General features: G+C 36.3%; 29 protein-coding genes, 1 tRNA gene and 1 other RNA gene. 13 read left to right on the top strand and 18 right to left on the bottom strand.

Annotated elements, in window-relative coordinates; all coding sequences use genetic code 11:
* Window positions 1-2 precede the first annotated feature (2 nt).
* Window positions 3-941 (bottom strand): mevalonate kinase, encoded by a 939-nt coding sequence (locus DNG35_RS00985; protein WP_111125877.1) that lies wholly within the window; start codon window positions 939-941, stop codon window positions 3-5.
* A gap of 19 nt (window positions 942-960) precedes the next feature.
* A complete protein-coding gene (locus DNG35_RS00980; protein WP_111125876.1) occupies window positions 961-2046 on the bottom strand; it encodes a diphosphomevalonate/mevalonate 3,5-bisphosphate decarboxylase family protein in 1086 nt (361 codons plus the stop codon).
* 91 nt (window positions 2047-2137) lie between these two features.
* Here DNG35_RS00980 and DNG35_RS00975 point away from each other — a divergent pair, with 91 nt between their 5' ends.
* A complete protein-coding gene (locus DNG35_RS00975) occupies window positions 2138-2611 on the top strand; it encodes a TspO/MBR family protein (protein WP_111125875.1) in 474 nt (157 codons plus the stop codon).
* On the top strand, window positions 2612-3214 hold the full coding sequence (locus DNG35_RS00970) for an FMN-binding negative transcriptional regulator (protein WP_111125874.1): 603 nt from the start codon (window positions 2612-2614) through the stop codon (window positions 3212-3214).
* On the opposite strand, the gene DNG35_RS00965 is transcribed toward DNG35_RS00970, so the two are convergent.
* The 3 genes from DNG35_RS00965 to DNG35_RS00955 all read right to left on the bottom strand — a co-directional run bounded on the left by DNG35_RS00965 (window position 3211) and on the right by DNG35_RS00955 (window position 5053).
* Window positions 3211-4431 (bottom strand): NAD(P)/FAD-dependent oxidoreductase, encoded by a 1221-nt coding sequence (locus DNG35_RS00965; protein WP_111125873.1) that lies wholly within the window; start codon window positions 4429-4431, stop codon window positions 3211-3213. The genes DNG35_RS00970 and DNG35_RS00965 overlap by 4 nt on opposite strands.
* On the bottom strand, window positions 4421-4921 hold the full coding sequence (locus DNG35_RS00960) for a DUF1648 domain-containing protein (protein WP_111125872.1): 501 nt from the start codon (window positions 4919-4921) through the stop codon (window positions 4421-4423). The genes DNG35_RS00965 and DNG35_RS00960 overlap by 11 nt, the downstream gene beginning before the upstream one ends.
* 50 nt (window positions 4922-4971) lie before the next feature.
* Window positions 4972-5053 (bottom strand) — tRNA-Leu (locus DNG35_RS00955).
* 140 nt (window positions 5054-5193) lie between these two features.
* Here DNG35_RS00955 and DNG35_RS00950 point away from each other — a divergent pair.
* Window positions 5194-6591 carry a dipeptidase gene (locus DNG35_RS00950; protein WP_111125871.1) on the top strand — a complete coding sequence of 466 codons (1398 nt, stop codon included), beginning with the start codon at window positions 5194-5196 and terminating at the stop codon, window positions 6589-6591.
* 145 nt (window positions 6592-6736) lie between these two features.
* Here DNG35_RS00950 and DNG35_RS00945 read toward each other — a convergent pair whose 3' ends face one another.
* From DNG35_RS00945 to DNG35_RS00915, 7 genes are read right to left on the bottom strand one after another with little or no spacing between them, the layout of a single operon-like run.
* Window positions 6737-7315 carry an alkylphosphonate utilization protein gene (locus tag DNG35_RS00945; protein WP_111125870.1) on the bottom strand — a complete coding sequence of 193 codons (579 nt, stop codon included), beginning with the start codon at window positions 7313-7315 and terminating at the stop codon, window positions 6737-6739.
* 23 nt (window positions 7316-7338) lie between these two features.
* Window positions 7339-8334, bottom strand: coding sequence for a metal-dependent hydrolase (locus DNG35_RS00940; protein ID WP_111125869.1), 996 nt, complete (start codon window positions 8332-8334; stop codon window positions 7339-7341).
* A complete protein-coding gene (locus tag DNG35_RS00935; protein WP_111125868.1) occupies window positions 8335-10104 on the bottom strand; it encodes a DNA mismatch repair protein MutS in 1770 nt (589 codons plus the stop codon).
* An 18-nt stretch (window positions 10105-10122) separates the two neighbouring features.
* A complete protein-coding gene (locus tag DNG35_RS00930) occupies window positions 10123-10491 on the bottom strand; it encodes an MmcQ/YjbR family DNA-binding protein (RefSeq protein ID WP_111125867.1) in 369 nt (122 codons plus the stop codon).
* A complete protein-coding gene (locus tag DNG35_RS00925) occupies window positions 10488-11117 on the bottom strand; it encodes a DUF4230 domain-containing protein (RefSeq protein WP_111125866.1) in 630 nt (209 codons plus the stop codon). Before DNG35_RS00925 ends, DNG35_RS00930 begins: the two co-directional genes overlap by 4 nt.
* A gap of 6 nt (window positions 11118-11123) precedes the next feature.
* Window positions 11124-11876, bottom strand: a complete 753-nt coding sequence (locus tag DNG35_RS00920) for a cyclase family protein (RefSeq protein WP_111125865.1) — start codon at window positions 11874-11876, stop codon at window positions 11124-11126.
* Window position 11877: 1 nt separating this feature from the next.
* Window positions 11878-12063 carry a hypothetical protein gene (locus DNG35_RS00915; protein WP_111125864.1) on the bottom strand — a complete coding sequence of 62 codons (186 nt, stop codon included), beginning with the start codon at window positions 12061-12063 and terminating at the stop codon, window positions 11878-11880.
* A gap of 37 nt (window positions 12064-12100) precedes the next feature.
* Here DNG35_RS00915 and DNG35_RS00910 point away from each other — a divergent pair, with 37 nt between their 5' ends.
* On the top strand, window positions 12101-12487 hold the full coding sequence (locus DNG35_RS00910; protein ID WP_111125863.1) for a nucleoside triphosphate pyrophosphohydrolase family protein: 387 nt from the start codon (window positions 12101-12103) through the stop codon (window positions 12485-12487).
* Window positions 12488-12521: 34 nt separating this feature from the next.
* On the opposite strand, the gene DNG35_RS00905 is transcribed toward DNG35_RS00910, so the two are convergent.
* Window positions 12522-13592 carry a branched-chain amino acid aminotransferase gene (locus DNG35_RS00905; RefSeq protein WP_111125862.1) on the bottom strand — a complete coding sequence of 357 codons (1071 nt, stop codon included), beginning with the start codon at window positions 13590-13592 and terminating at the stop codon, window positions 12522-12524.
* 96 nt (window positions 13593-13688) lie between these two features.
* Here DNG35_RS00905 and DNG35_RS00900 point away from each other — a divergent pair, with 96 nt between their 5' ends.
* From DNG35_RS00900 to DNG35_RS00885, 4 genes are all read left to right on the top strand, one after another.
* Window positions 13689-14234 carry a DUF4920 domain-containing protein gene (locus DNG35_RS00900; protein WP_111125861.1) on the top strand — a complete coding sequence of 182 codons (546 nt, stop codon included), beginning with the start codon at window positions 13689-13691 and terminating at the stop codon, window positions 14232-14234.
* Window positions 14234-14683 (top strand): hypothetical protein, encoded by a 450-nt coding sequence (locus tag DNG35_RS00895; protein ID WP_111125860.1) that lies wholly within the window; start codon window positions 14234-14236, stop codon window positions 14681-14683. The genes DNG35_RS00900 and DNG35_RS00895 overlap by 1 nt, the downstream gene beginning before the upstream one ends.
* A 4-nt stretch (window positions 14684-14687) precedes the next feature.
* On the top strand, window positions 14688-15362 hold the full coding sequence (mnmD, locus tag DNG35_RS00890) for a tRNA (5-methylaminomethyl-2-thiouridine)(34)-methyltransferase MnmD (protein WP_111125859.1): 675 nt from the start codon (window positions 14688-14690) through the stop codon (window positions 15360-15362).
* A gap of 95 nt (window positions 15363-15457) precedes the next feature.
* Window positions 15458-16363, top strand: coding sequence for a TIGR01777 family oxidoreductase (locus DNG35_RS00885; RefSeq protein ID WP_111125858.1), 906 nt, complete (start codon window positions 15458-15460; stop codon window positions 16361-16363).
* A 23-nt stretch (window positions 16364-16386) separates the two neighbouring features.
* Here DNG35_RS00885 and DNG35_RS00880 read toward each other — a convergent pair whose 3' ends face one another.
* Entirely contained in the window at window positions 16387-17925 is a 1539-nt protein-coding gene (locus DNG35_RS00880) for a hypothetical protein (protein WP_111125857.1), read from the bottom strand.
* A 5-nt stretch (window positions 17926-17930) separates the two neighbouring features.
* The gene (locus DNG35_RS00875; RefSeq protein WP_111125975.1) at window positions 17931-18992 is read right to left on the bottom strand and encodes a glutaminyl-peptide cyclotransferase; all 1062 of its coding nucleotides are present in this window, start codon (window positions 18990-18992) and stop codon (window positions 17931-17933) included.
* An 87-nt stretch (window positions 18993-19079) separates the two neighbouring features.
* On the opposite strand from DNG35_RS00875, the gene ffs reads away from it, so the two are divergent.
* From ffs to fsa, 3 genes are all read left to right on the top strand, one after another.
* Window positions 19080-19178, top strand: an RNA gene (gene ffs / locus DNG35_RS00870) — signal recognition particle sRNA small type.
* Window positions 19179-19252: 74 nt separating this feature from the next.
* On the top strand, window positions 19253-20059 hold the full coding sequence (locus tag DNG35_RS00865) for an SDR family oxidoreductase (RefSeq protein ID WP_111125856.1): 807 nt from the start codon (window positions 19253-19255) through the stop codon (window positions 20057-20059).
* A 20-nt stretch (window positions 20060-20079) separates the two neighbouring features.
* Window positions 20080-20739, top strand: a complete 660-nt coding sequence (gene fsa / locus DNG35_RS00860) for a fructose-6-phosphate aldolase (protein ID WP_111125855.1) — start codon at window positions 20080-20082, stop codon at window positions 20737-20739.
* Here the strand turns inward: fsa and DNG35_RS00855 are convergent, their stop codons facing one another.
* Window positions 20740-22149: a hypothetical protein gene (locus DNG35_RS00855; RefSeq protein WP_111125854.1), complete on the bottom strand. Its 1410-nt coding sequence runs from the start codon at window positions 22147-22149 to the stop codon at window positions 20740-20742.
* Between the two features lie 145 nt (window positions 22150-22294).
* On the opposite strand from DNG35_RS00855, the gene DNG35_RS00850 reads away from it, so the two are divergent.
* Window positions 22295-23920: an ABC-F family ATP-binding cassette domain-containing protein gene (locus tag DNG35_RS00850; RefSeq protein WP_111125853.1), complete on the top strand. Its 1626-nt coding sequence runs from the start codon at window positions 22295-22297 to the stop codon at window positions 23918-23920.
* Between the two features lie 85 nt (window positions 23921-24005).
* Window positions 24006-25328, top strand: a complete 1323-nt coding sequence (locus tag DNG35_RS00845) for an MFS transporter (RefSeq protein ID WP_111125852.1) — start codon at window positions 24006-24008, stop codon at window positions 25326-25328.
* Here the strand turns inward: DNG35_RS00845 and DNG35_RS00840 are convergent.
* Together DNG35_RS00840 and murQ are read right to left on the bottom strand one after the other, a co-directional pair.
* Window positions 25309-25536 (bottom strand): DUF6095 family protein, encoded by a 228-nt coding sequence (locus DNG35_RS00840; RefSeq protein WP_111125851.1) that lies wholly within the window; start codon window positions 25534-25536, stop codon window positions 25309-25311. The genes DNG35_RS00845 and DNG35_RS00840 overlap by 20 nt on opposite strands.
* A complete protein-coding gene (gene murQ, locus DNG35_RS00835; RefSeq protein WP_111125850.1) occupies window positions 25529-26347 on the bottom strand; it encodes an N-acetylmuramic acid 6-phosphate etherase in 819 nt (272 codons plus the stop codon). Before murQ ends, DNG35_RS00840 begins: the two co-directional genes overlap by 8 nt.
* Between the last annotated feature and the right edge of the window lie 185 nt (window positions 26348-26532).

Genomic DNA, 26532 nt, shown 5'->3' with positions numbered 1-26532 from the left:
ATCTAGAAATTATAAACGACTTCTAACGGGTAGTCTTTCAAGATTTTTTTGGCTTTATCGATGTCTTGGGTAAAGCCGAGAATATAACCACCACCACCAGAACCACAAAGTTTAAGATAGTAAGCCCCAGATTCTATTCCTTCTTTCCAGATTTGATGGAATTGTTTCGGAATCATTGGCTTGAAGTTGTGTAAAACCACTTTAGAAAGTTTTTTCATATTTCCGAAAAGTGATTTGGCATCACCTTTTAAGAAATCTTCTACACAAGCATCGGTATGTTTGACGAACTTGTCTTTCAGCATTTTTCGGAAACCTTCTTTCTTCATTTTATCCATAAAAATGTTCACCATCGGAGCGGTTTCTCCAATAATTCCACTATCGATAAGAAAGACGGCTTGTTTCCCTTTTTCGGTTTGGGAAGGAATACCTGTGGTCTCTATATTGTCTTTTGAATTGATTAAAATAGGCAAACTCAAATAACTGTTTAATGGGTCGAGTCCAGATGATTTCCCGTGGAAAAAAGATTCCATTTCACCAAAAATAGCTTTTAGCTTTAGAAGCTTTTCGCGGGTTAAATTCTCTAGAATAGTGATTTTGTTTTTGGCATATTGGTCATATATAGCTGCGACCAAAGCACCGCTGCTTCCCACACCATAACCTTGCGGAATACTACTGTCAAAATACAAACCATTGGCAATATCCTGTCTTAAAGCAGTAATATCAAAAGTGACCATTTCTGGATTTTCGTTCTGAAGCTGCTCTAGGTAACTAACAAAACGCTCAAGGTTTTTGTTCGATTTTTCTTGACTTTCAGTAAAGTTATCAGAACTCTTTAAGGCACCATTGTAAAAGTTGTAAGGTATTGATAAGCCTTTAGAGTCTTTGATAATACCGTATTCTCCAAAGAGTAATATTTTCGAATAAAATAATGGTCCTTTCATTGGCAAATGCTTTAGGCTTTTAATGATTTATTTTTTCATCACCAAAACCTACGTTATCACAAATATACATACCTTTTTCACAATAATCAACTAACTGACTCTTAATGAATTCTAAAATTTTGCTTTTTTCCTTTTCAGGGAACAATACATGCACATTTGCTCCGGCGTCTAAGGTAAAACAAACTTTAGAACCAGTTTCTTTGCGGTATTGCCATATTTTATTGATGATTTTTAAGGTGTTGGGCTTCATTAAAATGTAATACGGATTGCTGGTCATCATCATTGCATGCAGCGTTAAAGCTTCACTTTCCACCAAATTGATGAAGTCATCGAGGTTTCCTTGCTTCAAGATAGAAATCATCTTAGAAATATTGTCTTGGGCTTGCAAAAATCGCTGTTCCGCAAAAGCGTGATGGTGCATCAAATCGTGCCCAACCGAAGAACTTACTTCTTTTTTACCTTTTTCGACAATTAAAATCGTGTCTTGATAATTCTGGAAGTTTTTATGCACTTCGTATGGATATGCTATACCTGTATAATTGTTGCTGTTTTCGATTTTGGGATGTTCGCCCCACACGACCAAATTACCTTTGACACTTCTTGCCGCACTTCCTGAGCCTAAACGTGCCAAGAAAGAGGCTTTTTCATAAAAATGTTCTTGGGAAGTGTTTGGATTGATTTTTTTCTCCATATCCATCAAACAGAGCGAAAGCGCTGCCATTCCACTGGCAGAAGAAGCGATGCCGCTGCTGTGGGGAAAAGTATTTTGGGTATCAATTACAAAATCGTAAGACTTCAAAAATGGAAGGTAAGTTTCGATTCGCTCAAAAAACTTAATGATTTTAGGTTTAAAATCTTCGTTTTCTTTCCCATCAAAAATCACTTTTACAGAGAAACCATCCCGATTTTCTTTCTTTTTGTATGAAAGTTGGGTAATGGTCTTACAGTTTTTAAGTGTAAAACTAATGGAAGTGTTCTTGGGCAGTTGTTCACCATATTTTCCCCAATATTTCACCAAAGCTATGTTACTGGGAGCTTCCCAAGTGTTTTTACCACTTTCTGGAAGTTGATCTATTTCTTTTAAAATAAATTTTTCGAGATTCATCAAAAAAATTTTTGCAAATATAAGTAACCCATAGGCAGGAAATTATGCCAATTCAAAATTAATTTATAAATTAGATTCCCAATCTACAAAAATGGTTATCAACCTAAAATATGTGTTTTTGTCTGTTTTGGTTTGTTTACTAGTGGGTTTTGTCACGGTAATAACCATACAATCTACACTCGAAGTTGGATACAATCTTTTGAGTAGACCAAGTTTTGAACTTTCTGGAAACTTATTTCTCGGCATTTGGTTGGTGATTTTTTCTGTGTTAGGAGTTGCCATTGGCTTGGTTTGTAACCGAGGTTTACATCACGTTTGGGTGAAAACCGCTTTTTATCACTTTGGATTTATTTTATTGCTCAACACTGCTTGGGCGATTACTTTTTTTGGGCTCAACCAGTTATTTTTGAGTTTACTGATTATTTCAGCACTGCTCATTTTGATATTTTTTACCATCAAATGGTTTAAAATTGCTTCCAATTTAGCGACTTATTTGCTTATACCTTACATTGCGTGGGTTGTTTATATGTGGGTGTTGAATTTCGAAATTTGGCGACTCAACTAGATGTATCAGCCTCCTAAATATAAAAAAACCGCTTTCGCAGAAATATTACCCATTATAAAAGCCAATCCTTTTGCGACATTTGTCATACAAGAACCACTTTTGGCGACACACATTCCTGTTTTGGTTGATGAAACTTCAGAGAAACTTCGCTTTTTTGCTCATATAGCCAATCATAATGAAATGTTGCCTTTTTTAAGTGAAAACCAAAAAGCTTTGCTTATTTTTAAGAGTGAAGATGCTTATGTTTCGGGAAGCTGGTACCAGAAAAAAGGAATTAGTACGTGGGACTATGCTGCGGTACATGTTGATGTAAAAATCAAAAAACAAACTTCAACAGAGTTAGCACAATCGCTAAAAAATTTGACAAATCATTTTGAAAAAAACCAAGAAAACCCTGTTTTTTACGAATCGATTTCTGAGAGCGAAATTAATGACAATTTCCCTCACATTACAGGCTTTTGGTTAGAAGCAATAGATATAGAAGCGGTCGCCAAATTACATCAAAAACATTCGAAAGCGGATCAACTTTCGGTTGTACGAGCATTAAAAAAACAAGGGAAATCTGACCTTGCAAAAGCCATCAAAAAAGAAAATAAACTTTAGAAGCGAGAAGCAATTTCTTTGGCGGCGATATAAGCCGTTGTCCACGCGTTTTGAAAGTTGAATCCACCGGTAATTGCATCGATATTGAGCGTTTCTCCAACATAAAATAAATTTTGATGTAATTTACTTTCCATAGTTTTGAAATTGACGGTTTTTAGGTCGATGCCACCAGCGGTAACAAATTCTTCCTTAAAAGTACTCTTGCCTTGTATATGGAAAACATTTCGCGTCAGCTGTCGCTGAATTAGAAGAAGTTCTTTTTTAGAAAGATCAGCCCATTTTTTGGTCAAATCTACGGAAGTACTTTCCATCAGTTTTCGCCATAAACGTTTCGGAATATCAAATAAGTTATTGGTGAGGATTTGCTGTTTTGGATTTTCATTTTTATAATTCATCAACTCCTCCAAAACTTCATCTTCAGATAGATTTGTCCAATTAATTTCAATCCTGAATTGATAGTTTTTAGCTGCCAAAACTTTTGCGCCCCAAGCCGAAAGTCGTAAAATACTTGGGCCACTAAAACCCCAGTGTGTGATGAGCAGCGGGCCATTTTCTTCTAGATCAGTATCCAAAACTTTTACATTTACGTGTGTTGAAATTCCGGCAAGACCTTCGATCAGTTTTTCTTTGGTGTTAAAGGTAAATAAAGAGGGCACAGGCTCAACGATAGGTTGGTTGAGGTTTTCTTGTAGGAAATTCCAAATTTTAGGATTACTACCTGATGCAATCACTAATTGTTGACAACAGAAAAAATTATTTTTTGTTTCTATTTGCCAAGAATTTTGATTTTGAGCAATCTTCTGAACGCTCTCTAAGGTTTTGATCTCGATAGCAAGTTCGCTGCATTTCTCTATAAAACAATCAATAATGGTTTGCGAATCGTCAGTTACAGGAAACATCCTACCGTCTTCTTCGGTTTTGAGTGCAACCCCATTAGTTTCAAACCAACCAATCATATCTCCTGTCATAAACTGATGAAACGGGCCGAGCAATTCTTTTTCGCCACGAGGATAATTTTTGGTAAGTTCGTTAGGGATAAACTCTGCGTGAGTGACATTGCAACGACCGCCGCCAGATATTTTTACTTTTGAAAGCACATCTTTTCCTCTTTCGAGAATCACAACGCTTAAGTTTGGGTACTCTTCTTTTATACGAATTGCCGTAAAAAAACCTGAAGCGCCACCACCAATCACAATCACATTGTATTTATTTTTCATGTTTGGAAGAAGCATTAAAATAATAAATCAAAGGAACGAGTGGTAAAATGATAATGACAGGAATAAACCAACCATTTAATTCGTAGGTTTTGTTCAGCGTACTTTCCACCGAAAGGTAAATAATACCTGCAAAAATAAGAACGCAACAAAGTTTGAGTATCCGCATCATTCTCGTTGCTAACTGGTATTGTCTATAAGCATTAGCTTCAGTGATTTTTACCATATAATTATACATATGCGGAAACTTCTGAAAAATACTGAGAAACAAGTAAAGTACCGTGGCAACAATGGGTAAAGTGATGAGGTATTCTTTACTTCCAAAGGCATCGGCTTTACCAGAACCATTGTAATGTGTAGGAATTTCTTCTGGCAGTATATGATACTTGTAAAACGCCAAAAACCATATCCCAGCAAGCGCTAGAAGACATAAACTTTCAATTATATAATCTGATCTTTTTAGAGGTATTTGAAGTCGAGGTCGGTTTTTCATTAGGGTAAAGGTAATAAAAAAAGCCCTCAAAAATATGAGGGCTTTTATTGTGCGGGTGAAAGGACTCGAACCTTCACACCTTGCGGCACCAGATCCTAAGTCTGGCGTGTCTACCAATTCCACCACACCCGCAATTTAGGACAGCCAAACATTCAAAAATACTGTTTAGCGGATGCAAATATAATTAAAGAAAGCTATTTTATGCTAAACATTTTTTAAAAATTTTAATATATCTGTTCAAGTGAGTATATTCAACCTCTAAAATTACTTTCATGGAAAATATAAAATCTTATATAAGAGACAACAAACAACGTTTTATTGCCGAGCTTATCGAATTGTTAAAAATACCTTCGGTAAGTGCCGATCCAACATATAAAAATGATGTGGTGAGAACTGCTAAAGAGGTGAAAAAAAGCCTTGAAAAAGCAGGCTGCACTAAAGTGGAAATCTGTAAAACACCAGGTTTTCCGGTGGTTTATGGGGAAAGAATTATCGCTGACAGCCTGCCAACCGTTTTGGTGTACGGGCATTACGATGTACAACCCGCAGATCCTTTAGAACTTTGGGATCATCCGCCATATGAACCAAAATTAAAAAGCACTAAAATACATCCAGACGGAGCTATTTTTGCGCGTGGTGCTTGTGATGACAAAGGGCAAATGTTTATGCACGTGAAAGCTTTGGAGTATATGGTAAAAAACAACGAACTGCCGTGTAACATTAAGTTTATGATTGAAGGTGAAGAAGAAGTAGGTAGCGAAAATTTAGGTTGGTTTATCAAAAGAAACAAAGAAAAATTGGCGAATGATGTAATTCTAATTTCCGATACGGGAATGATTGCCAATGATGTGCCTTCTATCACCACGGGTTTGCGTGGTTTGAGTTATGTTGAGGTTGAAGTTACGGGACCAAATCGTGATTTGCATTCAGGTTTATATGGTGGAGCCGTTGCCAACCCTATCAATGTGCTGACAAAAATGATTGCTTCGCTTCATGACGAAAACAACCACATTACCATTCCAGGATTTTATGATCGGGTAGAGGAATTGACTACTGCCGAAAGAGCAAAAATGGCAGAAGCGCCTTTCAATTTAGAAAAATATAAAGAAGCATTAAAAATTAACGATGTTTATGGCGAAAAAGGTTTTACAACCAACGAACGCAACTCCATTAGACCTACATTGGACGTTAACGGAATTTGGGGAGGTTACATTGGTGAAGGTGCCAAAACAGTTATTCCGAGTAAAGCTTTCGCTAAAATTTCGATGCGATTGGTACCTAACCAAGATTGGGAAGAGATCACACAATTGTTTAAAATCCATTTCGAAAGTATTGCTCCCAAAGGCGTTACGGTAAAAGTAAAACCACATCATGGCGGTCAAGGTTATGTTACTCCAATAGATAGTATCGCATACAAAGCAGCGAGTAAGGCTTACGAAACCACTTTTGGAAAAACACCAATTCCTCAGCGAAGTGGTGGAAGTATCCCGATTGTTGCTATGTTTGAAGAAGAATTAAAAAGTAAAACAGTGCTAATGGGCTTTGGTTTAGACAGCGATGCTATTCATTCTCCTAACGAGCATTTTGGCGTTTGGAATTTCCTAAAAGGAATAGAAACCATCCCGTATTTTTATAAGCATTTTACAGAGTTACATGAAGATGGAAAATAGAAAATATCCGCTTTAAGCGAAAAAATATATAGGTGAAAACGTCATTACGAACTAAGTGAAGTAATCAATGTAACTAATTTGTTCCAGGGATTGCTTCGAAATTAAAGTTTCTTGCAATGACGTTTTTTGTATATATCTATAAAGCCTACAATTTCTTTACAAACTTCGTTAAAATCACAATTTGCTGTCCATCGACTTTACCTTCGATGTGTTCTGCATTGTCATGCACCAATGAGATTCTTCTCACGGCTGTACCACGTTTGGCGACCATACTCGAGCCTTTCACAGGTAAATCTTTGATTAGAGTAACCGAATCGCCAGCTTCGAGAACCGCTCCGTTGCTATCTTTATGAATAAGACTTTTGGTATTGTTTTCGCTGGAAAGTGTTTCTTTCGCCCAAGCCAGGGTTTCATCTTCCAGATACATCATTTCTAACAAATCTTGCGGCCAGCCTTCATTTTTTAAGTGGTGCAACATTCTATAAGCAACCACTTTTACAGCTGGGGTTTCGCTCCACATACTGTCATTGAGGCATCGCCAATGATTTGCATCTACTTTTTCGGTATCGTTGAGTTGTTCGTAACAAATTTGACAAACCAAAACAGAATGATCTACAGTTTTTTCTTCTCTTGGCGGAACTTGATAAACTTCTAATTGTTCTTTACTTTGGCATAATTCGCAAGCGTTGTGGGCACGCTGCATCAATTGTTGTTCTAAACTCATAGTGGTGATTTTTTCAAAAATAACTAATTTCCTGCGATGCGTTCTACCAATTCCGAAAGCATGCTTTTTGCTTGTCCTAGATCTCTTTCACGTTCTTTTACAATGAGTCCTTTCGTAGAAAGGATTAATTCAAAACTAAAAGTAAAACGTTTTTCTTTTGGGTCTAATCCGAGTAACCCAAAACGTAAGTCGTTAAAATATAATTTTTCATTTTCTTGGGTTATTGTAAACCAACCTTGTGCAATTTTGATGAGACGCTGCACTTTTTCTTCGTTTTTGAGTTTCCCTAATAATTGGTGCTGCTTGGGATATTTTGTAAAAGAAATAGGTTGTGAATCGAAAAAAGAATAATGCCCGATAAGGTGAGCATCCTTGGTATCGATATTAGCTGTCCATAAAATGGTGTTGAATGGTGAGGGTTTGGTTTCCACGGAAGTATAATCGATATGTTGATTTTCTAGGGCCGAAATAAATTTTTGATAAGAAATTGCTTTTAAAATTAAGCTAACTGCCAGGTAACTCGTGCTTAAAATTATTCCCAACCGATTAACTCTTCTGCGTTTTTCTGAAGTTTTGGGCAATCGCATCGCCAAAATTACACAGATTAAAAAAGGTAAGGTGTATAGCGGGTCGATGACAAAAATGTTTTTATAAGCCAATCGTAAATCCAATGGCCAGAAAAGCTGTGTTCCCCAAGTAGTGTGCGCATCGAGTAGCGGATGGGTAAGAAACCCCCAGAAGAAAAGCCAAGACCAATCTTTAAAATTGGCTCGTTTTTCATATCGGGAAACCAGCCAACCAAAAATAGGAGCGAAGACTACCGAAAAAAATATAGAATGGGTAAAACCGCGATGGATCTCGAGTGCGGAAACGGTATCGGTAAAATAAGAAGCAAAAGTATCGAGGTCGGGAATAGTGCCTGCAATCGCTCCGTAAAGCATGGCTTTATTGCCTACTTTTTTTCCTAAAACGGCTTCGCCTACGGCAGCACCAAGAACAATTTGTGTAAGAGAATCCATCTAATTTACAATTTTCATTTTTTTAAGTAAAAACGAGGCGTTCATATTTTGGCAAATTCCTTTTTTAAATTGGTAGTCGAAAAACAACTCATCGTTAATGATTTGTGCATCAAAATAATAGTTTTTTACTTCCTCATATTGCTGTTCTACTTCACACAAACTCAAATCGTGTGTGGCAATAATACCGGTAGAATTTGAATGGACTAATTTTTCGATAAACTTTTGCGAACCAATCGCTTTGTCTTTGCTGTTGGTACCTTTTAAAATTTCATCGAGAATGATAAAATACTTATCGCTTTTTATTTTGTTGACGATAAACTGTAATCGGCTCAATTCCGCAAAGAAATAAGAGGATTCTTCAGCGAGCGAATCGGATGTTCGCATGCTGGTAATCAGTTTGATGGGTGAATACTCACTCGAGTCAGCACAAACAGGTAAGCCTATATTTGCCATCAGAATATGCAGTGAAACGGTACGTAAAAAGGTGCTTTTCCCAGCCATATTGGCTCCAGTGATGATGAAAAATTGCTCGTCTTTGATTTCAAAATCGTTTTTTACAACTTTTTTAAACAATAACGGATGTGCCAAATTGGTGGCTTTCATTACGCTTTTATCCTTATTGATTTTAGGAAAAGTATAATCAGGATGATTATAGGCAAAATTCCCCAAACTCATATAAGCATCGAAAGTTGCCAAAGTGTCAAACCAGTTTTTTACATGATTTTGATGCGTAGAGATCCAACTTTCGAGCTGGTACGATTGATGTAAATCCCAAAGTAAAAACCCGTTACCGAGCGCTCCAAAAAGTAAATTGTTACGTTGGTCTAAGGCGTCAATTCTTTTAGAGAATTGCTGTAAAATCTGTGAAGAAGAAGAATTTTCGGTAGTTAGATTTCGCTTTAAAGCGGAAAGAAACTTAGCGTTGAAGCTTTCTTTTTCGATGATACCAATAAGTTGATAATACTGCTGAAACGTGTCTTGTGATTTACTTACAAAATGCGACAGTAAATTGATTTTTTTCAGGAAACGCGAAGTGATAAACAATCCTATAAAAAACCAAGCCAATAAATAATGCCAAGTAACAAAATCGAGAAAAAACCCAACAATAATAATGAGTGAAATGCCGGAGAATACTTTAGGTAACCATTTCATCATTTTTGGGACAAATTTCTGATAAGAAACCAACCATTTTGAAATACTATCGGATGAAGTTTCTGCTTTGATAAGTGAAGCGGTAGCAGAAAAAAATTGTCTAGTTTCGAGCTTCGAAGCCAACTCTTTTACCGCCTCTTGCTTTTGCGGAATCTCTTGAATAGTATTAGCTATGAGAAGATGGGCAAGCCTAATTTTTCCGTTGGCAAGCGAAGTTCTGTTGAGGTACTGAAAAAAAGATTTTTTCCCAAAAAGGTCGATATCATTACTAAATTCATGCAAGCTGTCCTGAAATTCGCTGCCATCTGAAAGTTGAGTGAAATTATGATTGAGCACCTCGATTTCGGTTTGGTTGATTTCGATAAGTTGCTCTCGCAGTTGTTTTTGGTAGTGAATGTTGGTGTGTCTTTTCACCAAAAAAATAAACCCGAGAATACCGAGTAAAATAATTCCTACCACAATTTTGGTGTTGGTATAGAAAAAATAAATTCCGATCATTAAAACCAAGAAGAATACCAACCGCAACATGCTCGAAGCAAATAATTGGCTTTTGATTTTCTTTAGTTCTGCTTGAAATTTTTGGATGTTATGTTGATATAACTCGTGAAGGTTTTGCATAAATTTTTAGCGGGATTTTCAAGAAATCAATCTTTTGCGATCCTTTTTAGGAAGTGTATTGACTACCATTTCATAACTGTGGTCAATCAACTCGATGAGTTGTTTTGGGCTGAGCGAAGCGTTTTCAAAATTTACCGTATTCCAATGTACTTTGCTCATGTGGTAACCTGGGAAAATATCATCGGGATATTGCTCCCGTAACTCAACAGCTCTTTCGGGGTCGCATTTTAAATTGACACTTGGGTCGCCAGCTTCCCATTTTTTTAGCGAAGTGAGGGCAAACATTTTTCCGCAAACTTTAAAAACCAAGGTGTCTTCATCAAACGGAAAAGCTTCGCTGGTTTCTTTTTTCTGGAGGCAATATGCTCTTAATTCTTCAATGTTCACGGTTTCTCTGTTTTTTTATTGATTTTCTTCGTTGTACTTTCCGCATCTAGCAATGCCGAATAATCTAATTTCCAATTGATAGTTTCTACTAACTTTTCCATTAATTTAATAGTTTCTAGGGCTTGATGGGAAGCTTCGTCAAACAAACCGCTTTCCGGTACTTTATCGACAATATAAGTTTTGGCTTGTTGGTTGATTTCTGTAAGGTCAGAACTCGTAAACGGGTTTGCCCAGCCTTCTTTTTTGTCGTAATACTTAAAGTCGGTTTCGATAGAAAGCAACTCGGGTTGCGGAAAGTTATCTAAGCGAATGGTCTTTTTATCGTTGTCGGCTTGCATTTTTATTTTGGTAAGGTCAAAACCAACGTGCGCTTTAGCTTCGATAAGTACCAAAGCTTTTTTACTTCCCAAAAAAAGGTTGAGCCATTTGTCTTTGACGTTTTGGTAATGGTAAATTTCCGAGAAATCGCCTTCTACGGTAATAAACTTACAAACTGCTCTAATTTTTTCCATCAATACGACCGATTGTTGCTCGCGATAGGCTTTTCGTTTGTTGCCCGAAAAAGCACCGTACAGAAAAAAAGCGATGATAGCACCAACAGCAAGACCAATAAAAAGTAATTCCATAAACAATTATATTTCTTCTAATTTATACAACACTGGTTTACTTGGTGTCGCATCATTTTCGAAAGCCGCTATTTGTAAATTTAATAAATAAAAACCGTCTGCCACCATATCGGGTACATAAATAAATTCGGTAATTGTGGCGTGATAACGTGTGTTTTCGGGATAATTCCAAAAAGCTTTATGTGCCAATAATTTACCATCGTCTTTTTCTTTATCTACCGAAGGTAAATCAATCAGTAAATGTTCGATGTTTATTTCCCGAAGAAACAGGGCCGTTTCTTCCAATAAATAGGGCCAATTGGTATGACTGTATTGCTGTGTTTTTTTGGCTTCAGAATTAGGTGTAGTTCTGATAACGATAGCTTTTGCTTCACTTTCGTGGATTTTCTCTTGTAGCTGGTTTTTGGTAATCACCCAATCTTCGCCTTGTTTTTCGGGAGTTATGGTAATCACTTCGCAAGCGAAAAAGAAAGTTTTTAAGTTATAGTTGATGCTATGAAAGGCTTCTGAAATATGTCCAACACATTCGGTATGTGTGGTATGTGCGTGCGGGTTGAACTGTATGTTATTAAAATTTACCGAAGCACCTTCGCTCACTTTTCCGATAAAATCACCATCTTTTACAGGTTCGATAATTGGTTGGTCTAAATACCAGGCTGTCGGGTTATTTTTTTCCGCTTTAAGCGAAATAGAAATGTCTAACGGCTCACTGAAATTTACACGATAGCTTTTTCCGCCAATTTGTATTTGTGCTTTCATCTTAATGCAAATAGTTTTTGATGAGAAAAAGGATAGCGATAAACAGTAAAAATCCGCCAAGGACAAATAAACTGCCTTTGTAGTATTTTTTATGGAGTTTTAAATCTTTACGATAACTTACGATAGCCAGCAGTATAAATGTGACAGCAAAAAAAATGGCAAAAATGATTTGACCTTGAGTAAACATAGCTGTAAATTTATGCAAATTTAATTATTAGAATATTATGAAAAAAAGAATAGCGGCAGTTAAAGCATTTCATCAAGCTTTTGGGTTGGGAATAAAAGAGACTCCAACCGCAAATTTGGGTGAAAGTAAAAATTTATTGCGTTTTAATCTGATGAAAGAAGAAAACGAAGAATACCTTGAAGCCGCCAACAATAACGATTTAACCGAAGTTGCCGATGCCTTGGGTGATATGCTCTACATTCTCTGCGGAACCATTATCGAGCATGGAATGCAACACAAAATAGAAGAGGTTTTTGAAGAAATTCAACAAAGTAATATGAGCAAGTTGGGTGAAGATGGGAAACCTATTTACCGCGAAGATGGTAAGGTGCTAAAGGGGCCAAATTATTTTAAACCTGATATTCTCAAAGTATTAGAAAGTTAAAAAAAATCGGTTGAAAACTCAACCGATTTTTTTTTTAATCCTCAAAAGAAAAACGCCAGTTAAATGGGTCTTCACTTCTGTTGTATTGTATATCTTGTAGTGCTTTTTTAAATCTTACGCTGTACGGATTTTCCACTTCCGGTAAATCATAAAGCTTATTGTCATATTCGAACCCGGAGATTTTAGCTATCGTTGCTGCAGTTCCGGTACCAAAGATTTCTTTTAATAATCCGTTTTGATGCGCTTCTACAATTTCGCTTACTTTTATTCTTCTCACTTCTACTTCTACACCTTTGTGTCTAGCAAGATCGATTAAACTCTTACGGGTAATTCCGTCTAAAATTCGATCACTTGTAGGAGCTGTGATCAATTTATCTCCTATTCTAAAGAAAATGTTCATCGTACCCGCTTCTTCCAAATACTCGTGGGTTTTGGCATCTGTCCAGATAATCTGTTGGTAACCTTTTTCACGAGCCAAATTGGTAGGGTAAAACTGAGCTCCGTAGTTTCCTGCTGCTTTTGCAAAACCAACACCGCCATCTGCAGAACGGCTGTATTCTTGCGCAATCAGAACTTTTATAGCTTCAGAATAATAAGCTTTTGCTGGGCAACAAATGATCATAAATCGATAGGCGTTAGAAGGAGCTGCCGAAACCCCATTTTCTATGGCCATGGCAAAAGGTCTAATGTAAAGTGAGTTGCCTTGTCCTTTTTGCACCCATTTGTGGTCTAACTCGAGTAGTTTTTTAAGTCCAGAGAAGAAATATTCTTTTGGAAACTCAGGTATCGCCATACGTTTAGACGATATGTTGATTCGCTTAAAATTATCTTCTGGTCTAAACAACCAAACCTTATCTTGGTCATCTTTAAAGGCTTTCATCCCTTCAAAAACAGCCTGTCCATAATGAAAAACTTTACTAGAAGGCTGCATTTGCATCGGGCCATAAGGCGTAATTTTTGGTGTTTGCCATTGGCCGTCTACATAATCACAAATTAACATATGATCTGTATAATGCTTTCCAAAAACTAAATTATCAAAATCTACTTGGTCTATTCGTGAAGCATTATTTAGAGTAATATCCAACTCTACATCTTGTAAGTTCATGAGCATCTTTGTATTTTATGCAAAAGTATTAAAATAAAGCCATAAGAGAAACGAAAGATTTCTTATTTTTGAAAAAGATTATTAAATGTTAACGAAATGAAAAAATTAATTTTGGTTGCTATCGGAGCAATGATTATCGGTTGTAAGGAAAATAAAGAAAACATCCTTATTACCGAAGAAGAAGTGGTAGAGCTTAAAAAGAGCGAAGAAATAGCAGCTGTGGATATCTCATACGCAAGTTTTGGTGAAAAGATTGATGAAGAGAATGTACTTTCTGCTTTAGAAATGAAAGAAAAGTTTGAAAGCATGCAAGTTGGTGACACCATCGATGTAAAATTTAAGTCGGAAGTAGCAAAAGTTTGCAAGAAAAAAGGTTGTTGGATGTCACTTAAGTTAGACGATTCGTTAACTTCTTTTGTCCGTTTTAAAGACTATGCGTTTTTTGTTCCGCTAAATGCAGAAGAAAGAGCAACGATTGTAGAAGGTAAAGCGTTTGTCACTGAAACTTCTGTTGAAGAATTGCAGCATTACGCAAAAGACGCAGGAAAATCTAAAGAAGAAATTGAGGCTATAACGGAGCCAAAAGTAGAATATGCTTTTCTTGCTACGGGAGTTTTGATGGAAGAGCCTTCTGAAGAATAATGAAAAAATCCTTAGTTACATTTATACTTCTTAGTTTATTGGCTTGTAATCAGTCGGAAAAGAAAGAAGAAAAAGTCGAGAATTCAAACGTAGAAGAAACCCAAAAAGAGGCCTTTCAGATGTATCAAATGTCTGAAATGGCTGCTTTTATGGAAAAAATGTACGCCGATCATAAACGCATGAAGGCAGAGATCATGGCAGGACAAAAGGTAGATAGCCTTAATTTTGATCTTGCCTTACTTTACCATGCCAACATGACCGATAGTTCTGATAACGATGAAGCTTACCAACAAATGGCGCAAGCTTTCGCGAAATACGAAGAACTTATCACACAAGATACCACACCACAAAAAGAAAATTTTAATCAGGCGGTCAACCTTTGTATAGCTTGTCATCAACAGAAATGTACAGGCCCAATTCCGCGAATTAAAAAATTGTTAATCCCGTAATTTTTTGAAACGGATTATCACCAAAACAGCAGACGGTTCAAACACCATTTTTATACCCGAATGGAATGAAAACTACCATTCTAAACACGGAGCCATTCAAGAAGCTATGCACGTGTTTATAAAAATGGGTTTGAACCATTTTCTTTCTCAAAAACAAACCATAAATATTCTTGAAATAGGTTTCGGTACAGGTCTCAATGCCTTCATCACTGCACAAATTGCCTATCAAAATCAAGTAAAAATCAATTATACTGGCGTGGAAGCCTATCCGGTAACTTTAGCTGAAGTGGCAGAATTAGACTACCCTAAGCAATTGGGTTTTGAGACTTATTTTCCTGAGAATTGCTTTCAAAAAATCCACGAAAGTGAATGGGGAAAATTTGTGGAGATCAATCCCTTTTTTCAGCTGAGAAAACAACAACTCAAATTTCAGGAAATCGAAAACAAAAATGAGTTTGACCTCATTTATTTTGATGCTTTTGGGCCAAGAGTTCAACCCGATTTGTGGGGTGTAAAAATTCTTCAAAAAATGTACAATTCGCTAAAGTCGGAAGGGAAATTAGTAACTTATTCTGCTAAAGGTAGTGTGCGTAGAAATATGCAAGAAGTAGGTTTTTCTATCGAGAGATTGACTGGTCCTCCAGGAAAAAGAGAGATGTTGAGAGCTACGAAAAGCTGAAATCTTAATAACTTCATAAATTTCCCCAAATCCTTGTTAAGGAGATATTAATTAATATTTCTAGCCCTTAATTATTTTGTAATTTCAAAATAAAAATGCGTGTTCTAATTACAGGTGCAACTGGGTTAATAGGGAAACGCCTTGTAAAAAATCTTTTAGAAAAAGGGTATGAAGTAAACTACTTAACAACCAAAAAAGAAAAAATAAAACAAGAAAAAAATTATCAAGGTTTTTTATGGAATCCTAAAGATGATGAAATAGATAAATCTTGTTTTCAAGGAGTAGAAAAGATTTTTCACTTGGCTGGAGCTCCTATCAATAAACGGTGGACTACAAAACAAAAGAAAATAATTTACGATAGCCGTATTTCCACTGCAAACCTAATTTTTAGGACACTCAAAGCAAATAACCTTTCTGTAAAACAATATATTTCCGCTAGTGCTATTGGCATTTACCCAAGCGATTTCCAGAAACTTTATGAGGAAAAAGATCATATGGTCGCAGACACTTTTTTAGGTAAAGTGGTCAAAGATTGGGAGAAAAGTGCAGAACAATTTAAAGAGTTGGGTGTTAGTGTTGCCATGGTGAGAACTGGTTTGGTATTGAGTGAAGCTGGTGGCGCGTTGCCGGTAATGATAAAATCGATCAAAAATAGAGTAGGAGTAATGTTTGCCTCTGGAAAACAGTGGCAATCTTGGATTCATATCGATGATCTTGTTGGAATGTATGAGTTTATTGAAAAAAATAATCTTGTTGGAATTTATAATGGCGTAGCAACAAATCCGGTTACGAACAGGCGTTTTGATAATATTCTTCAAAAATTATTAGAAACCAATGTTATTATAGATCGAATCCCAAAATTGTTTTTGCAAATTGGTATGGGCGAAAGTCATATTTTGGTAACCGATAGCCAATTGGTAAGTAATAGAAAAATAAATAATGCTGGGTACCAATTTCAGTTTAACCAGCTTATTCCTGCTTTAAAGGATATTGTTTGTTAGCTCTTCAAGCGGATTTTTTTATACTATTCAAAAACCACACTTTCATATGCGCCAGCATCGGGCTGACTTCCTCTAGTTTCTCCTAAAATATCGTTGATTGTCGTCGTAGCTGGATTTCCTATGCCGTTTGCTGCACTTTCTTCACCAATGATAAATTCGTTATCAAAATGCGCTTTAAAGTTTGGGTCTTCATTGATGATAACATCCTCATAAAGAGAAGTGTCGGAAAAATCGTACTCCGGAATACCTTCGTAATCATCGTTGAAATCGTTAAAGCGAATCAAACAATTTTCAAACTTGAAGTTAAAAGCGGCATTATCATTTTTATTGAAACCCAATTCGATGTTTTCGTTTCCGTAAATAATACAGTTTTGGAAAGTAGCTTCTACTAAATCTTCAAATAAAGGATCTCCGCCTGTTTCAAACTGATTTTCAATTAACACCGCAGGCAACTGTCTGGAGTTCTGGATAAAATAATTGGCAAAGGTACAGTTGTTAAAACGGTACCTTCCTCCAAGGGAAAGGTTGAGGCTAACTTGTCCGCCGCTTCCAATCACCGTATTTTCTGCTTCGACAAAGCTGGTTCGAGCAATCATTCCTGCGTTTAGTGAATTATAGATTTTGCTGTTATCAATCGTTAAAGTTGGGTTGGCTGTACCATCATTAGAATCGATAAGAATCCCCACTTCTGCGTTTTTGATAGTGGCATAACTTATTTTGTTGTTGGTACTTCCTTGCGTAAACCAAAGTGCCAGCCATTGTCCGGGAACATCGCTAAAGCTTGGCTCGAGTCTGTCACCTTCAAAAATCACTTCGTTTTCTAATGCTTCTTGGTCAGTACTTAATTCGCCATTGACTTGTAAACTTCCTTGATTGGCAACAATAAGTCCGCTATTTCTATGAAAATGAATTCTAGCTCCAGGGTCAATTATCAGGGTTTTATTGGGAGGAACCGTAGCAAAATTGTAAATCACATAAGGTTTTTCGTTAGTGAAATGCAATTCGCTATCGTCTAAGAAAAAACCTTCGACGAGTATTTCATTACCTTCTTCATCAAAACCAAAAGAAAGGGTTTCGGTGCTTCCGTCAGGGAATTTTTCTGGGTAAAGAAAAATCGCATCTTGTACCAAAGTTACCAATTCTACTTTTTGCATATTACTTCCGCTATCAAATTCGATAGCATCGGTATATAAAAACTGGGTTTCTGTAGTGGTAAACTCTTGGATATCGGCTGTGGTTTCAATAAAAATGAAAATACTGTCTTTTGCTAAAATATCAATATTTTCGAAAGTTTTTCCGGGTAAACCGTCTACACTTAGCCTATATTTTGAATTTTCGCCTTGAGCTAACTGTATCGTGGGAATGGTAATGTCTTCGTCTGAACGGTTATAAACCATCAAGTTATAGGTGCTCGAACCAATGTTGGTAAAAATGGTATCGAGGTAAACCGTGTCTTTAGAAAACTCGAGATTTCCGCTACTGGCAACAGTCTCAAAATCTTGACGACAAGAGCTCCAAAAGATAATTCCGACAAGGCATAACAAGTAATAAACGTATTTCATAAAGACTATTTTTCTTTAATTTTTATTTCGAATATTTTATCCCAATTTTTTCCCGTTACAAACAATTGGTCTGTTTTTTCGTTATAGGCGATTCCGTTAAGCACGTGTTCGTCTTTGTTTAAAACGCTATTGTTACCCAAATTATTTCTCAAACCACGTAAATCTATAATACCTTCGATAGCTCCAGTTTCTGGATTGATCATCACAATACCATCTTTTTGCCAAGTATTAGCGTAAATTTTACCGTTTACCCATTCGAGTTCATTAAGTTTAGTGACCAAAGCTTTATTGGTTACGGGTTGAATGTAACTAACTTCAGAAAGGTCTTTTGGGTCTAAAAGCCAAATTTTTTCAGTACCATCACTTTTATAAATGTGGGTAGCATTGTGACACAAACCCCAACCTTCTTTACTTTGGTTGTAATCAAAAAGCTGTATTTGCTTGAGATTAGTATTGTAGATAATTCCTTTACCCGAACGCCAAGTGAGTTGGTAGATTTTGTCATTATAAATGGTCAAGCCTTCTCCAAAAAAGCTGTCACTTAAATCTACTTTTTGATAGACTTCGCCTGTTTTTACACTTACTTTTCTTAGGCTCGACTGCCCAAATTGTCCAGTACTTTCATAAAGCGTGTCCTTATGGAATTCCAGGCCTTGTGTAAAAGCTGTGGCGTCGTGTGGATAACTATTGATAATCTCATATTGGTAAACTTTTGGCGATTGGTGATGGTAAACAATCACTTCGTCGGTAACTGTATATTTTTCTCCATCGATATACACTTCTGCTTTCAGCGGATGTTTTCCTAACGGATTATCAAACTCATGTTTTAAGCTATTGTTGTGAGTTACTTTTCCAAGACGATTGTCTTTTAAATAATAAACAATAGAATCAATTTCTATATTTTTTTCGTTTTTCAATTGAATCTGCGCGTTTTCACCCCAATGAATTTTATCATTTTCTGAAGTGATTTCGATACTCAATTGCTCAGAAATATTGGTGTTTTTATTTCCGCAAGCATCCAAAAAAACAATTAAAAGTAAGAAAAAGAGAAGGTTAACAATTTTCATTTGAAGCATTTTTTTTCAAAAAGCTAATTTAATTATTTATTTGAAAAAATGGCTTGTAAAAACAGATAAACCTTGTATATTTGCACTCGGCAAGTCCCACGCAACCAGCTCCTGCTGAATCCTCCAGGGCGGGAACGCAGCAAAGGTAAGCGGTCGTAGCGGTGTGATGTGGGTAGCTTGCCTTTTTTTATGCCTTTTTGTTAGCTCACTTGCCTAAAAAAAATCGATATTTGTTTTATCTTAGAATGAGTTCTTAAATTATGTCACAAAAAGTTGTTTTTATTACTGGAGCTTCCTCTGGAATTGGTAAATCGATTGCCGAATTTTTAGTTCAGAAAAATTATAGAGTTTACGGAACCAGTAGAAACCCTAAGCAAATAGAAGTTAACGGAGTGTATTTTATTGCTTTAGATGTGACACAACCAGAATCGGTAAAAAAAGCTGTGGCAGAATTAATTCAGAAAGAAAACCGTATCGATTACCTTATCAATAACGCAGGAATGGGCATTACCGGTCCGATAGAAGAAACACCACTTTCGGAAATTAAAAGAGTATTCGACACCAATTATTTTGGCGTGATCAACGTGATTAATGAAGTGTTGCCAGTGATGCGAAATCAAAAATCGGGAAGCATTATCAATATTACTTCTATTGCGGGTTATATGGGCTTGCCCTTTCGGGGAATTTATTCGGCCACCAAAGGTGCCTTAGAACTCACCACCGAAGCTTACCGTATGGAAATAAAAGATTTTGGTGTGAAGATGGCAAATATTGCGCCCGGTGATTTTGCGACCAATATCGCTGCAGGAAGGTATCACGCACCCGTTTGTGAAAATTCGCCTTACAAGGCAAAATACCAAACCACTTTAGACCTGATGGACCAACACGTAGATGCAGGAAAAGACCCGATGATTATGGCAGAAAGAGTTTACGAAGTAATGCAAAAGGAAAACCCAAGAATTCATTATAAAGTAGGAGAGTGGTTGCAGAAATTTAGCGTAGCTCTAAAACATGTATTGCCAGATAAAATATATGAAAAAATGCTGATGAAACATTATAAAATATAACTTTGTAAAAAAATATAGTTATGAAATTTTTTATTGATACTGCCAATCTTGACCAAATAAAAGAAGCCCAGGATTTAGGAATTTTAGACGGCGTAACTACCAATCCCTCGTTGATGGCTAAAGAGGGAATTACTGGTGAAGAAAACATCAAAAAACACTACCAAAAGATATGTGAAATAGTAGATGGTGATGTAAGTGCCGAAGTGATTTCTACAACGTATCAGGAAATGATAAAAGAAGGTAAAGCCCTAGCAAAGCTACACGAACAAATTGTGGTGAAAGTTCCGATGATAAAAGATGGCGTAAAAGCGATAAAATATTTTAGTGACAACAGAATAAAAACCAATTGTACACTTGTTTTTTCTGCAGGTCAAGCTTTGTTGGCGGCAAAAGCAGGAGCAACTTATGTTTCGCCTTTTATCGGACGATTAGACGATATTTCTACCGATGGTTTGAGTTTGATACAAGAGATTAGACTCATTTATGATAATTACGGTTTTGCCACGCAAATTTTAGCAGCTTCGGTGCGTCATACGATGCACGTGATCGATTGTGCCAAAATTGGTGCCGATGTGATGACTGGACCATTAAGTTCAATTGAAGGCTTGCTAAAGCACCCGCTTACAGATATCGGGCTAGAAAAGTTTTTGGCAGATTTTAAAAAGGGGAATCAGAAATAGTTAATTATTCAAAAACTCTAAAATATAATTCTCAAAATTAGGGTTAAGAATTGTGGCGTTTCCGCGAATAATTTCTCCGTTTTTGTTAACAAATAAGATTTTGTGGAGGTAATGATGGTAAAGTTTTTTTGAAAAATCGGTTTTGGCAATTTGGTATTCATAGTCTTGATTGTAACCTAAATTTTCTAATGCTTTTTGCCAGGCTTCTTTTTCGCCAATATCTATATTTAAACCTATAAAATCTATTTCAGGATATTTATTTCGTAATTCGTTGATGATGAGATGGGTGTTTTTAAGTTGTTCTTGTTGGTACATCGACCAGAAAAAAACAACCGTAGGCTTATGGAGCTTTTCTTTTATGGTAATGGTTTCTAGTTTGCTATTATACAATGTTTTATCGGAAATATTACTTCCTGATAAAAACAATCGCTGTAAAGCTACCATTTCTTCCAGTGGTACAATAAGATCGTTGGTATAATTAAGTTCCTTGATGGTTTCTAGCGAAGAGTCAAGTTGGCTTTTATTTTCGGAAAATATAATGCCCGAACTCACATACCTTGTAATATAACGGTTTCTGACATCTTCATTTTTGAACAAAGAATCTGCTAATATAATTCTTCCTTTGAGGTTTTCAGCACTATTTAAAGAAACACAATAAGAGGCTTTGTGTTTTTTTAAGCAATTCTCTAAAGATTTATTTTTTATGTAATTATCCATAAAATGCTCATATGTATAATGCATTTCAAGATCTTTATCGTTAAAATCTACTTCCTCACGGTAATCAAAAAAGTTGTCAGGGTATTGAATATTGAATTCATTAAAATAACGATTCATCAAAAAAGAGTACCGCTCTTTAAAATCATAATATTCATAATCGATTGTTTTTTTAGCGGTATTGAAGAATTCTGGTGAAAAATTGTGGGTGGTGTTAAGTTCATTGAGTTGGCTCAATCTTGCACCTCTAATCGAGTCATTAATTTTTGCAAATTCTGATGGACTTAATTTATAGTAAGATAAAATGAGGTCATTGTTTTTTTCGTTCAGTAGATACAACTGCATCAAAAAATTGTTTCTCTCGGCTCCGTCACCAGTAAAAACCAGTGATTCGTCAAACTCAGAAGCATTTACTCTCACCCACAAACTGTCACCTTCTTCTATATAAAACATCTGACTTTCAGGCTCAAGCCGAAATTTATAAAAACCAGGTTCAGCATTTTTAAAGGTGTACGAAAACTCAGAATTATCATTTAGATAGACCGTGTCAATAATTCCGCTTTTGTGGCCTATCGTAATATATTTATGGTTCGTATTAAGAATTTTTCCTGCAAAAAAAGTAACGTCTTCATCGACATCTTTTTTACAAGAAACTAAAATAAAAAGGGAAATAATGAGTAAGTAACACTGCTTCATAAAATCCTACAAAAATTTTTATGAGCCAAATTTAATTATACCAAAGAGAAACAATTGTTAATTACCCGTTAAAACTCATATTTATAGAAGTTTCTTCCAAAATTAATGGTTTAAATATGTACTTTTGCCAAAATTTTGAACAGCTATGTTATCAGTATCAAATTTATCAGTCCAATTCGGGAAAAGAGTTTTGTTTGATGAAGTAAATACAACCTTCACCAAAGGAAATTGCTATGGAATTATTGGAGCCAACGGAGCCGGAAAATCTACTTTTCTAAAAATATTATCTCGAAAACAAGACCCGACTTCAGGTTCTGTAAATCTCGAACCAGGAAAGCGTATGTCGGTTTTAGAGCAAAATCACAATTTGTACGACGAATATCCTGTTTTAGAAACAGTTTTGAGAGGGAACAAACCTTTATTTGAAGTAAAAACGCAAATAGATGCACTCTATGCAGACTATACCGATGAAAATGCTGAAAAAATTGGTGAACTTCAAGTGACTTTCGAAGAAATGGACGGTTGGAATGCTGAATCGAATGCAGCAGCGATGCTTTCTAACCTGGGGATTTCTCCAGATTTGCATTATACGTTAATGAAAGACCTTGACGGAAAACAAAAAGTACGGGTGTTATTGGCACAAGCACTTTTTGGGAATCCTGATGTGCTGATTATGGATGAGCCTACCAACGATTTAGATTACGAGACAATTTCTTGGTTAGAAAACTTTTTGGCCAATTATGATAATACCGTAATTGTAGTTTCGCACGACCGTCACTTTTTGGATGCGGTTTGTACCCATATTTCGGATATCGATTTTGGAAAAATCAATCACTTTAGCGGAAACTATACTTTCTGGTACGAATCTTCGCAATTAGCAGCAAGACAACGGGCACAACAAAACAAAAAAGCCGAAGAAAAGAAGAAAGAATTAGAAGAATTTATCCGTCGTTTTAGTGCTAACGTAGCCAAATCAAAGCAAGCTACTTCACGTAAAAAAATGATCGAAAAACTGAACGTAAGTGAGATTAAACCTTCAAGCAGAAGATATCCGGCGATTATTTTTGAAAGAGAGCGTGAAGCTGGAGATCAGATTCTGAATATCGAGAATTTAGCAGCAAGCTTAGACGGCGAGGTACTTTTCAAAAACATCGATTTAAACCTGAAAAAGGGAGATAAAGTAGTAGTTTTCTCAAGAGATTCGAGAGCTACAACTGCTTTTTACGAAATCATTAATGACAACCAAAAAGCGGATGAAGGAAAATACCAATGGGGAATTACTACTAGCCAGTCGTATTTACCACTAGACAACGCCGAATTTTTTAATAATGATTTGAGTTTGGTAGATTGGTTACGCCAATATGCCAAAACCGAGGAAGAGCGTGAAGAAGTGTACATCAGAGGCTTTTTAGGGAAAATGTTATTTAGTGGCGAGGAAGCTTTAAAAACCTCAAAAGTACTTTCTGGAGGAGAAAAAGTGCGTTGTATGCTCAGTAGAATGATGATGATGAGGGCCAATGTATTGATGCTCGACGAACCAACCAACCACTTAGACTTAGAGTCGATTACAGCTTTCAATAATTCTTTGAAAAACTTTAAAGGAACCGTTTTGTTTACTACCCACGACCACGAGTTCGCACAAACGGTGGCCAATAGAGTAGTAGAGTTAACGCCAAACGGAGTTATTGATAGGTACTTAACTTTTGATGAGTATATGAACGATAAAAAAATAAAAGAACAACGCGAAAAAATGTATCAGGTAACTGCCTAATATTATTTTTAGTTGATATTTTTAAAAACCTTTCTCGTTGTTGAGAAAGGTTTTTTATTTTTATACCGCTAACTAATCCGCAACCATGCAAACATTACCTAAAGGACATAAAAAACTATTACACGCTTGGGCTTTCTACGACTGGGCAAATTCGGTGTATAACCTAGTCATTTCATCGGCGATTTTCCCCATTTTTTATGGAGCGATTACGATAGCAAACGATGAACAGGGTATGGTAGATTTTATGGGCTATTCTTTCAACAACGATAGCTTGATAAGCTATGTGACGGCCTTTGCTTTCCTTACGGTGTCTATTATTAGCCCTGTTTTAAGTGGAATTGCCGATTACTCGGGAAATAAAAAGTTCTTCTTAAAACTGTTTTGTTACCTCGGTTCGCTTTCTTGCATCGGTTTGTTTTGGTTTAACCTCGATTACATTGGGTTGGGCTTATTATGTTATTATTTAGCCCTCATTGGTTTTTGGGGTAGTATCGTTTTTTACAATTCCTATTTGCCAGATATTGCTCACAAAGAGCAACAGGATAAAATTAGTGCCAAAGGTTATTCATTGGGCTATATTGGTAGTGTAATTTTACTTGTTTTATGTTTGGCGATGATTTTAATGCACGAAACCTTTGGTTTTGAAAATGAAGGTTTTCCGACAAGGTTATCTTTTATTCTCACCGGTTTATGGTGGATGGGTTTTGCGCAATACAGTTTTAAGCATTTACCCAAAGGAAATACAGAAAGTAAAAACGTCACTAAAAAAATACTTTTTAACGGTTATCGCGAACTTAAGGCTATTGCCGTAAAAATTGGTCAAAACCTTCCACAAAAGCGTTATTTGTATGCGTTTTTCAGCTACAGTATGGCGGTGCAAACCATTATGCTGATTGCAACCTATTTTGGCATAGAAGAACTCAATTGGGGAGAGCAAGATGCTACTACGGGTTTGATTATTAGTATTCTATTGATACAGTTGGTAGCGGTTTTGGGAGCAACACTCACTTCTAAAGCTTCCGCGAAATGGGGGAATATTCCTGTTCTTGTGGTGCTGAATGTGATTTGGGTAATGATCTGTACTTATGCCTTTTTTATCGAAACGCCATTTCAGTTTTACATTGCCGCCGCTTTTGTAGGTTTGATTATGGGCGGAATACAAACTTTATCACGTTCTACTTATTCAAAACTTATTCCTGAAAATGCAGAAGATACCGCTTCGTACTTTAGCTTTTACGATGTGGCTGAAAAAATTGGAATTGTGATTGGGATGGCAACTTATGGTTTATTAAGCGATATAACCGGAAGTGTACGAAATGCAATTCCTTTTTTTATTGTCTTTTTTATACTTGGAATTTTCTTTTTGTTTAGAGTACCAAAAACAGCGGCTATTTCGAGTCAAAAATAGCTTGGCCAAGCGTTTTGATGCCTTTAAAAATCAAGAACATAGCCAGGAAGAAGCAGACAATTCCCAACACAAGCACAGCAATATACAACGGATGTTCTTGGTTGTTGAAGGCACTGTATAAAATAACAGGGCCAGCAAACACAAACAACAGTGAAAGCGCTAATATTTTTAGGCCTTTAGCCAACACCTCTTTTTTATTATTATTCATTTTCAACTGCTTTTAGGACAGCACGTACGCTACCGTATTTTAATAAATAAGCTTTCGCTGAATCCTCGTCTAACGAAGTCGCTTCCATAATCATTTTGGTTCCTCTTTGTACCAACTTTTCATTGCTCAACTGCATATCGACCATTTTGTTGCCTTTTACACGACCTATCTTAATCATGGCTGAAGTGGTAATCATATTCAAAATAAGTTTTTGCGCGGTTCCGGCTTTCATACGTGACGAACCCGTGACAAACTCAGGGCCAACAACAGCCACCATTGGGAAATCTACCTTTTCCGCCAACGGACTTCCTTCATTACAGGTAATTCCTCCTGTGATGATATTGTTTTGTTGGCAATAATCTATGGCCCCCAAAACATAGGGTGTTGTTCCTGAAGCGGCAATTCCTACCAATACATCTTGTGATGAAATATGATAGCTTTCTAAGTCTTTTTCCGCTTGACGCGGATCATCTTCTGCGTTTTCTACCGCATTCCGAATTGCGAGGTCACCACCGGCAATTAATCCGATTACCAAATCTTTGGAAACACCAAAAGTTGGCGGACATTCGCTGGCGTCGAGAATGCCCAATCTGCCACTTGTTCCGGCCCCTACATAGAAAAGACGTCCACCATTTTTTAGTTTCTCAACTACTTTTTCAATTAGTTTTTCTACCTGTGGGATTACCTTTTGAACCGCGAGAGCCACTTTTTGATCTTCTTGATTGATGTTGGTCAAAATCGTATTGAGCGACATTTTTTCTAAATCGTCATACAAACTCGATTGCTCGGTAGTCTTAATGAAATTAGGCATTCAAATTAATTTTCAACAAATATAAATCTTATTATTGAGCTATTCTCATAAAAGTGTTAATTCGTTGAAAAACAAAAATTTAACATATAATTTGGAGTCAAATTAAAAATAGTCGTATCTTTGCCGAGCAAAAATTTAGAGGCGGTTATTTTTATAAACAACGTATAAAAGTCCTCTTTTAAATA

Origin of the sequence: Mesonia sp. K7 (genome assembly GCF_003233725.1) — a bacterium.
Classification (GTDB): Bacteria; Bacteroidota; Bacteroidia; order Flavobacteriales; family Flavobacteriaceae; genus Mesonia.
The sequence above is the reverse complement of the archived record's forward strand: the minus strand, read 5'-3'. Positions and strand labels throughout refer to the sequence as shown.